Here is a 9709-nt window from a genome sequence, read left to right as displayed (position 1 = left end):
ACACTCATGACCGAACTGCTATGGCCGGTGAGGGTGGCAATCGGTTTTTGGGTTTGCAGGTTCCACAGTTTTATCGTGTTGTCACTGCTGGCAGAAGCCAAGGTTTTGCCATCTGGGCTAAAGGCGACACTCATGACCGAACTGCTATGGCCTTCCAAACTATTGCGCTCTTTGACTTCGGAAACAGCTTGTTGCAGCGTCTCGATCACTAGTCCTTTGATGTCTTTTGTACTCTCGGCTGAAGGATCTAGTTGTTTGAATCCTTGCCCTGCCTTCAATGCTTCCAGCAGTGCTTGAAATGTCTGCTCAGAAATAAATGCTCGAGTGGAAAAAGCACTTTTCATGACCGTATGTGATAACTTATTAACGTGAGAGACTCGGTTGCTGGTAAAATTAATTGCCCAATTTGCAATTAACAGAGCCACCCCAGCAAAAACCGTGGTTCCAATTGTAATCCATCGTGCCTTTTGCTGTGCCTTGGTTAGCGTCTGATTCGCTTCAGTCAAAAGTTGATTAGCTTGTCTCTGAGCTGCTAAATCTCGTTCAACTTCCCGTTGTTGTAGTTCCCGACTGGCATTTAAAAACTGATAATCTAAATCGCTCAAACTTTTGCCGGTCGCCCAAGTTTGAGAATCTTGCAACGCCTGACCCCGCAACAGTCGCGATTCATCTTGGCAATCAGAATCTTGCCAAGCTTTAAAACTTTCGCTGTAAGGGCGGAGATTCGCTAATTCTTTTTCTACCCAATCAAGGTTAAAAATAAATTGATAAATTGGGTTATAAACTTTAAATTTAGCAGATTTTTTAACTACCAAACCTGTTAATCGTAGTTCCATTTGTTCGGGAGTATCATCAGCCACTATCTGATTGTTTTGTAAAATTTGCTGATATATCCCCAGCAACCGACTTGCACGTTGTTTGCTGCGTAAAATGCGGTTTCTAATCGTCTTTAAATGCTCCGGCTCATCCTGTCCTTCCCAATTCTCAATCACCTTTTTTGCGACTAAATCAGTTACCAAATCAGGGTGAGTCTCGATTAATTCGGAATTAAGATGATTTTTTAGTAATTTACAAACTTTTTGCGTTAAAAATGGCTGTCCGCCAGTCCAAGATAATATCGCTTCTAACAACGCTTGAGAATTTTCTGCTTGAGTTTCTAAGCCTACGGCCAAAGGTTGTGCTTCTGCTAATTGAAAACCCGTTAACTCAATAGCCCTGCCAATATTAAACGGAGTGCGAAGCTGATTGCTTATCAAATCGGAAGGCGTTGCTACCCCAATCAAAGCAAAGGTTAAACGGTTATATTCAGGCTTGTCTGCCCGCTGGTTAAAACAATCACGAATCACTGCAAAAAAATCATCAATATTAAAGGGCAAAGCCAATACGCTGTCAACTTCATCAACAAAAATAACGATATATTTATCAATAAATTTCAGCAATACCTCTCCGAGAAATTTGCTAAAGCGTTGCATTGGAGACAGCAACTCGTGACTCATCCACCACTCATAGGAATCAAAATGATTGTAAAGTTCAAAACTATTCACCAGTGAGTCAGTGATTCCAAAATACCACTCTTTAGGACTAATATCTGAAGTGCCAATTGCTGTAATATCAACGGCAGCACAGGCAAATCCTTCGTGCTGCAATCTAGCCATTGTTTGCACGCGCAAGCTAGATTTACCCATCTGTCGCGAGTTGAGAACGTAACAAAATTCTCCGGCTTTTAATCCGTCATAAAAATCTTGGTCAGCTTGTCTCCTAACATAGGTTGGTGCATCAACAGGTAAACTACCACCTACTTGATATTCGTAATGTAAATCAGGTTTGTCATTCATTAATGAACTCCCAAGCGATCTTTAAAATAAAGGCGGTAGAGATTGCACAGAGGAATTACATCATTACCCCGCAGTTTCACTAAACCCAGACTGCGAAGTTTAAACGCTAGATTTGCTTCTAATCGTACCGGATGGGAACTAGCAATTACTTGTTTCATTGCTGCTTCCAAATTAGGATCGGCTGTGAGGTTAAATAAATGGCGACGTAAATGATCGCCATAAATTCCTTCTTCTGTAGGTGCCATCTGTAAAAATTGTTTGAGGTTCAAAGAACCGCGAGCAATTTCATAGAGGGCTTTTCTTAACAGGTAAGGATGCCCGTCTACCATTCCTATTAGTTGTTCTATTTCACTTGCCGAGCAATTCACTTGATGTTTTTGTACCAATTCATTAATTTGTTGATGGTTGAATTCCGGCAACTCAATTGGTAAACCGACATTAAACGGCGATTGGTTGATATTGAGGGGAATATAAACTTCTTTGGAATGGGAGATGACTAAATGCAGTTTTTTCCAAGCTGGTTCGTTTTTCCCTTTTTCATGCCACGCCCGCAGTAATCCAAAAAATTCTTGGGCAATCTCAGGATACTGAAAAACTTGATCAACTTCATCCAATCCCAGAGTTAAGGGGGAAGTAATGGTGGCCAACAGATAGCGCTGAAAATAGTTGCCGCATTTTTGCTTGCTCCCCATGCCTTGTTTCCAGTAGTCTGCTACTCGATATTCTAAGTTTAATTCATTGGTGATGTCGCCACAGAACCACTGCAACAGCTCATCAAGATTGGTAAGAAAACTTGCATCAGCAGATTGAAAGTTTAAATACGCAGTTTGATGTCCTTGTTCCCTTGCCTGGTGCAGAATGCGCTGTAATAAAGAGGTTTTTCCCATTTGACGAGGTGCTTTAACTCGGATCAAAGCCCCAGGTTTAACAATGGTTTGATAGCAGTCGGATTCAATGGGAGGACGAGGGATATAGAGATGACAATCTAAGCTAACAGAACCTTCTGGGTTATCTAAGTTGGAAATTGAAATGGCCGGTGAGGGGAGCGATCGGGTATTTTCAACCGCAACAGGTGGATCTTCAACATTCTCGGTCACTGCTGCATCTAAAGCCTCTCTCCCTTCAATTGTTGTCTCTACAGGAGAATCAGGCTTTGTCCTCAATACCGGCGTCAGTTCTTCAGCAATGCCGGCCATACTAATACTGGTACAACCCCATTCATAGGCGAATTCGACAGTTCTACCGGCACCCAATGCGTCATAAAATCCTACTGCGAATTCTCTGGCAGCATTATCACCGACGGCTTGGTTCATGCCAATCACATAAGGAATATGGGCAGCGATGGCTTTGGCTTGCACTTCTGAATAACAAGCGTTTAGTACCACACACTCAACTTGATCCTGAAACAGTTTAAAGAGGCCGGCTAATGCTTTTGCATTCACCAGCTTAATTTGTCCTGTGTCATCTTCAAGGGCTAACCCGCCTTCTCCTGCACCATGTCCGGAAAAATGGACAATTTCTGGATTAAAATCTAAGACTGCTCGCTGCATTTCTCTGGGCGTTACCGCCCACTGTTGCTCCAGTTGAAATTTGTCACGCTTTTTAGAACGTTGCAACCCATCGGCAATTTCTTGAACCTCTTTACCTAAGCGCAGGGGCGTGGAGTTTTTGGGGTTAGCTGCCAAAAACAAGATGGTTTTTTTCTTTCTTGGGGAACTACTCATAAATGGGATTTTGACTAAAGGTGATTCGCTATTACTCCCTTTGGGCCCCAAGAATATCTAGTGAAGAGGACTAGGCTTTGCTGCGGGCTTTTATATATCTTCGCTCGCGATCGCCCCTACAAGATATTATTGTTTTTTCATGCCGATCTACTTACTAGATTAAGTTTACCAGCTCTACGGTAATATACTGTATCATGTCAGGTAAATTAACCAGAATTATTGTAAAGACGGGTTCACGCGCGATCGGCAATATCAGCCATAACTCCCGTAAACCCGATTCTAATGGGAACTTTTACCCTCGAAAATCTCCCAAAGCTTTCAATGCAAACTGTGGCAAAGCTAACATCCTGCGCCACCGCCAAGGTTCTTGATAAAGCCGGTACAACCATTCTAAATGATTGTCGCAAAACCAAGCCGGCGCGCGGTCTTTTGTTCCCGCCCAAATATCGAAACTGCCACCAACTCCCACCCAAATCGAATCAGGACAAAGGTGTCGGTTTTCGGCAATCCAAAATTCTTGGCGTGGCACTCCTAAGCCTACAAAAATCAGTTTTGGTTGCATTTTTTTGAGGCTTTCACGGAAGTCTTTTTCTTCATCAGCGGAAAGATAACCGTGTTGAGAAGCAATCGACAATCCGTTAACTTTTTGCTGCCAAGTTTTGGCCGCCGCAGCAGCTACTCCTGGGGAACCTCCAAAGAAAAATAGTGGTTCCGAATCAGGCAATTTTCCCGCTTGTTGCAGCAGCGATTCTGCTAATTCAATCCCCGGATAGCGCTGTGCCGGTTTGCCACGCATTCGCAAGTACAGCACCACTCCTGAACCGTCGGGAATCACCAGTTCCGCTTTGCGGATTACATCTGCTAAAGCCGGATTTTGCTCGGCTTGCATCGCCATTTCAGCATTCAGCGTCACGACGTGACTTCCTAACCCTTGATGCAGGCGCTGCATCAGCCAACCTGCATAATCATCTAATATGTGAACTGGTAGTCCCAGCACTGAAAATTGCGGGCGCGATACATCCATATTTTTTCTTTGATATTCCTACACACTTAGTTATTTAAATTAGCTGAGATTGGCGATCGACGCTAGAGCAGTTTTGGTCGCAAAAAACCCGGTTTGTGCCACCAATAGTCTGTTAAGTCATCGTTCGGTGGCCCAGAAACCGGTTTTTTTGTAAGCGACGGGTCGCGCAAGTTCATTAGAGTTGGCCAGCCAAGTGCGATCGAGCATTAGTGTTCGATTTTTTTGACCGACCCGTCAGCGTACCATTCCATCGGTACTAGCTCGATTTTACCATTAATTTTAACTGTAGAGTAGACAACTTTCACGAAAGGAACGCTATTGTTATTGTTGTTACGGGTAGACATGGCAATTACCTTTTTGTGTTTGGATAACTTGAGAAATAATCTAAACTCTGATATATTTAAAAGTCTATTCACCGCAATTCGGCTCGCATCAGGAAAAAGAAGGAAAACGAAATGGCGATCGCAAAAACCCAGCGGCAAACCAGGTTAGATTATTACTACCAGCAAATCAAAAACATCATCCTCAAGCGCCAGAACCCAATTACTGGTTTGCTGCCGGCGAGTACCGCCGTCAACGCCCACGGCGACTACACCGATGCCTGGGTACGCGACAACGTGTACAGCATTCTCGCGGTTTGGGGTTTGGGTTTAGCTTACCGCAAAATTGATGGTGATCAGGGCAGAACATTTGAACTCGAACATAGCACAGTCAAATTGATGCGCGGATTGCTGTTTGCGATGATGCAGCAATCGAGCAAAGTAGAACATTTTAAAAATACTCAGTCGCCCCTAGATGCCCTGCACGCTAAATACAATACTCAAACTGGAAGTATTGTTGTCGGTGATGACAAGTGGGGTCATTTACAGTTAGACGCTACCTCTATATTTTTATTAATTCTTGCTCAAATGACGGCTTCCGGGCTGCACGTAATTTTTACAATAGATGAAGTCAATTTCGTGCAAAATTTAGTTTACTACATCGGTAGAGCCTACCGCACGCCGGATTACGGAATTTGGGAAAGAGGTCATAAAATCAATCGCGGCAATGCAGAATTGAACGCCAGTTCAGTTGGCATGGCGAAAGCAGCGCTGGAAGCAATAAATGGGTTAGATTTGTTCGGAATTAAAGGTTCTCAAGCATCAGTTATTCACGTTTTGCCAGACGAAATTGCCAGAAGTCGCATAACTTTGGAATCGCTTTTGCCTCGCGAATCTAGTTCAAAAGAAGTAGATGCGGCTTTATTGAGCGTGATTAGTTTTCCGGCTTTTGCTGTGGAAGACCGAGAATTAATAGAACGGACTCGAAATAAGATCATTGACAAATTGCAAGGAAAATACGGCTGCAAGCGGTTTCTGCGGGACGGACACCAAACAGTTTTGGAAGATGCCGATCGCCTGCACTACGAACCCACAGAATTAAGGCAGTTCGAGCACATTGAATGCGAGTGGCCGCTATTTTTCACTTATTTGCTCTTGGACGGCATATTTCAGGGAAATCAAGCTCAAGTGCAGGAGTACCAGCAGCGTTTGGAATCTCTAGCAGTCGATCGCTCTGGTTTGCCACTACTACCCGAATTGTACTACGTCCCCGCCGAAAATATAGAAGCAGAAAAGCTCAATCCCCGCAGCCAGCAGCGCTTACCCAATGAAAATATTCCCCTGGTTTGGGCGCAAAGTCTGTATTTTCTCGGTCAATTGCTAAATGAAGGATTAATCGCAGTGGGCGATATTGACCCGCTGGGAAGGCACCTGTCGGTCGGCCAACACAGAGAACCTTTAGTGCAAATTGCCCTGTTAGCTGAAGACGAAGATTTGCAAGCAGAATTAGCCGCTAACGGCATTGCCGCGCAAACCCCAAAACAGGTAGAACCTATTCAAGTCCGCCAGACTAAAGAATTATCAGCTATTTACACGCAAATTGGACGCAACGACCAATTAGGCTTAACCGGCCGCCCCGTGCGCCGTTTGCGGAGTTTAACAACTTCTCGGGTGTTTAAAATTCGCGAAGAGGCGATCGTATTTCTCCCCTCATTTTTGAACAGACAAGAGTTTTACTTAACTTTAGATTACCATTTTTTAGTAGCCCAAATCAAGAGCGAAATAGCTCACATTCACCACCACTGGTATCAGTTGGGACGCCCTACGGTAACGCTGATGCTGACTCACACGATGCTGGAAACCGGCCGGGAAGCGTTGTTAGAATTAATGAAGGAATTCCGGGATGGACACTGTAAAAACACGCCCGTTAAACTCGGAAATCTTAAGCAGTTAATGCTGACCGCTGGCACCGAAAGAATTGATTTCATGCACGATTTTGAATTTACCGAATCTCCGGTGACAGGTGCAGTAGAAACGCGCAGCTATCTAACTTACAATCCTGAAAAAACTTGGCCTTTGGGTCACACGCAAGAATTTAAATTAGAGTGTGAAACTAATACTAACTTTTTGCTAAATAGCCTGCGAGATTCAGAAAATCTGTACGAACAAATTGAGTTGCTACACACGTTAGTTAGACTCAAAGGATTAAATTTTCATACAGGATTTGGAGGTGCGGAAGAAACAGTAGAAGTTGTGGATTTGCTCAACGAAGTTTATACCAAAGCTGGAGAAAGTTCGCAATCAAAAATCCAATGGGCAGTCATCCGCCATGCCGCAGGTTTGCTGGACAAGGTTGATATCAGCTTGTCCGATGCGGTGACAGATATTTTGGTGCGGCAAAAACAGATTGCTGTGGGGAAAGCCTACAGCGAAGATTCGATAATTTCGCGACCCGGATCTTACACCGAAGTGATGGACAAAATTCGCCAATTCTGCGGAGAAGATATTCGCGATCGAGTTCTCACCCAAGAAATTCTAATTTACCTCAGCGTCCTAATTAAAGCAGAACCGCAATTATTTAAAGGTCTACTGACACTGAGAGTTAGCTACTTTATTCTGCTGTTAACAAGCGAATTAGCCCGCGAATTAGGAGTGACGCAAAATGAAGCTTACGAACATTTAATGCAGCTAAGCCCTTTTGAAATCAAAAATCGCCTGCGCCAAGTGTTGACAGAATACGAGGAAATGAATCAAATCCTTAAACAGCAAGAATCCCTGCGCGTCAAACAGGCGGAAAAAGATATTGAATGGGTAGTAGCGCCTGTTTCCGAAGAACCGCAAATGCCTGCGGGAGGATGGCGGCGGAAGCGGCAGATGGAAGGTACTGTCAATCGCGTACCGAAGGATTTTTATCCGAGTGTTTGGGGACTCCTGCGGCACTGCAAAGGCTTGATAATTGGCGACAAATTAGAGCGGCGCAATCGCTTAGATAGCCATATCATTTTATCGGAAATGACCCCAGGCGAAAAGAATTTCGCGCTACAAATCGAGCATTTGCTGAATAAGATTGTCGCACCGGAATACCGACAAGTCAATATTGAGGCGCTGATGGAGTTGGCAGCGATCGCCCAGCGTAACCCAGATTTGCAAGTAGAAGAATACATCGTTTTAGATGTATTAGTCGGTCACGCAGTGCGGCTGAATTGGCTGGGTAAACACCAGGAAAGATCCGATAAATACGACGAAGATAAAGCGGCGGCTTGGCAAGCTTTTTACAATACTTCGCCTTACGTTTGCGCGAGTCACGTACTCGATGCTTTCAGATTCTTGACGAAGTTTGGATAGATTGAGTGCGGGTGGTTAATACAAGCTACCCCCTCCATAGTTCGGCGGTTGAAACCGCAACTACACAAACGAAGTCCGCCTCTGCGGACTAAGAAATAAGGGAGATATTTAAGCTTGATTTGGTATGGTAGCTTTCAACAAGTCTAGTCAACAGAATGTTTGCAGTAAAATAATGTCAGCTATTAGCTCAACTACCCGCATCATAATCAAAGCATACTTAGAAGTTTTCATCGAAAATCTTGTCAATGAATACAGAGGACGGCTAATACCGAAACTTGATATTCCAGCAGCATATTTATCATGCAAATCCTCTAAAGGTCAACTAAAACCGTTTCAGGCTGCTATTATGCCCTCAGAATTGCTACGGATTAACGAGTTTGAAAGAGGTTTCAGCAGCAGCTTGGGCACAACTTATGAAGAATGTGCAAAACTCATTGCTTTGGAACATCACCAAGAAGCAAGCAGAAGCTATGAAATTTATGGCGAAGTTAGCATAGAGGCTATCAATGAAATTGAGCATCAGATAGCGCTATTTGAACAGTCAGCAGACAATAATGCAAATAAACCTGCTTTTGAAGAAATGATAGAAGCTGTTCTTGTGGCTCAAAAAACGAACCATTTAGTTACGCGATCGGTCAGAGTCAAAGCAGATTTGTACGTGCTATCCCGTGACGGGAGGAAATTTTTCTTTGAAATTAAAGGGTCAAAACCCAACAAAGGACAATGCTTGGAGGTAATTCAACGACTGCTGAGATATCATTTACTGTGCGGACTGTCTCGGCCCGATGCTCAATCTTATTATGCTATGGCTTACAATCCTTACGGGCCAAATCGTTCAGATTATAAATGGCCAGTGGCAAGGAAGTACACGCCTTTTCAACAAGCTGTCATTATGGGACATGAGTTTTGGAATATTATAGGGGGAGAGACTGCCTACGAAGAACTTTTGGATATATATCAAGAAGTGGGGCGGGAGAAGGGTAAGCATATGCTTGATGCTCTTGCTTTTGGATTTTAGTAAAGTATGAGTTTCTTCAGCTTTCTCTTTTCAGTTAACTAATATATAAAAGAGTTGAGGAAAAAGAAAAGTGTCAGGGCAACTTCATGAATTATTAGCATTTGTTTTAGAAAAAGAAGTAGGATTGTTAGCCAGAAAGTCTCGATCTTTCGCCAGTCACTTTGCGGAGTTAGAAGAATTTCTTAACTTAGAAGCCGCCACACTCAGAAACGGCATCAGCAGCATATCTGGCAAAACAGCACTCAGATTTACTTGCGATGAGATTGAACGCATTTTAGCATTTATATCTTCAGGCAAGCTTTCGCTGCAACTTACTGTTGCTGAAAATTTTTTAGCCAGTATTTGTCGAGATTTTACTGGGCGACAGCTAGTACAGCTCGGCGTAAATACACAGACTATTAAACAGCCAAGACTTTACCCTTGTATGTCCACTTAAAAGGTTT

7 protein-coding genes are annotated in these 9709 nt (G+C 43.5%); 3 read left to right on the top strand and 4 right to left on the bottom strand.

The annotated features are described in order from the left end of the window. The 4 genes from QUA90_RS29500 to QUA90_RS29485 all read right to left on the bottom strand — a co-directional run. On the bottom strand, window positions 1–1835 hold a 1835-nt coding region (locus QUA90_RS29500; RefSeq protein WP_333448689.1), incomplete at its 3' end, for an AAA-like domain-containing protein. Further along, the gene (locus QUA90_RS29495) at window positions 1835–3559 is read right to left on the bottom strand and encodes an AAA-like domain-containing protein (RefSeq protein WP_333448688.1); all 1725 of its coding nucleotides are present in this window, start codon (window positions 3557–3559) and stop codon (window positions 1835–1837) included. The genes QUA90_RS29495 and QUA90_RS29500, both read right to left, overlap by 1 nt. A 292-nt stretch (window positions 3560–3851) precedes the next feature. Beyond that, on the bottom strand, window positions 3852–4583 hold the full coding sequence (locus tag QUA90_RS29490) for a WecB/TagA/CpsF family glycosyltransferase (protein WP_333448687.1): 732 nt from the start codon (window positions 4581–4583) through the stop codon (window positions 3852–3854). Between the two features lie 206 nt (window positions 4584–4789). Then, the gene (locus tag QUA90_RS29485) at window positions 4790–4927 is read right to left on the bottom strand and encodes a hypothetical protein (protein WP_333324623.1); all 138 of its coding nucleotides are present in this window, start codon (window positions 4925–4927) and stop codon (window positions 4790–4792) included. 111 nt (window positions 4928–5038) lie between these two features. Here QUA90_RS29485 and QUA90_RS29480 point away from each other — a divergent pair, with 111 nt between their 5' ends. From QUA90_RS29480 to QUA90_RS29470, 3 genes are all read left to right on the top strand, one after another. Next, window positions 5039–8248: a glycoside hydrolase family 15 protein gene (locus QUA90_RS29480; RefSeq protein ID WP_333324621.1), complete on the top strand. Its 3210-nt coding sequence runs from the start codon at window positions 5039–5041 to the stop codon at window positions 8246–8248. A gap of 172 nt (window positions 8249–8420) precedes the next feature. Beyond that, window positions 8421–9266, top strand: a complete 846-nt coding sequence (locus QUA90_RS29475) for a TdeIII family type II restriction endonuclease (RefSeq protein ID WP_333324619.1) — start codon at window positions 8421–8423, stop codon at window positions 9264–9266. A gap of 70 nt (window positions 9267–9336) precedes the next feature. Next, entirely contained in the window at window positions 9337–9702 is a 366-nt protein-coding gene (locus QUA90_RS29470; protein WP_333448686.1) for a hypothetical protein, read from the top strand. The last annotated feature ends 7 nt before the right edge of the window (window positions 9703–9709 follow it).

The sequence above is a fragment of the Microcoleus sp. D3_18_C4 genome, assembly GCF_036702355.1.
GTDB lineage: Bacteria > Cyanobacteriota > Cyanobacteriia > Cyanobacteriales > Microcoleaceae > Microcoleus.
This window is presented reverse-complemented; position numbering and strand designations above follow the sequence as displayed.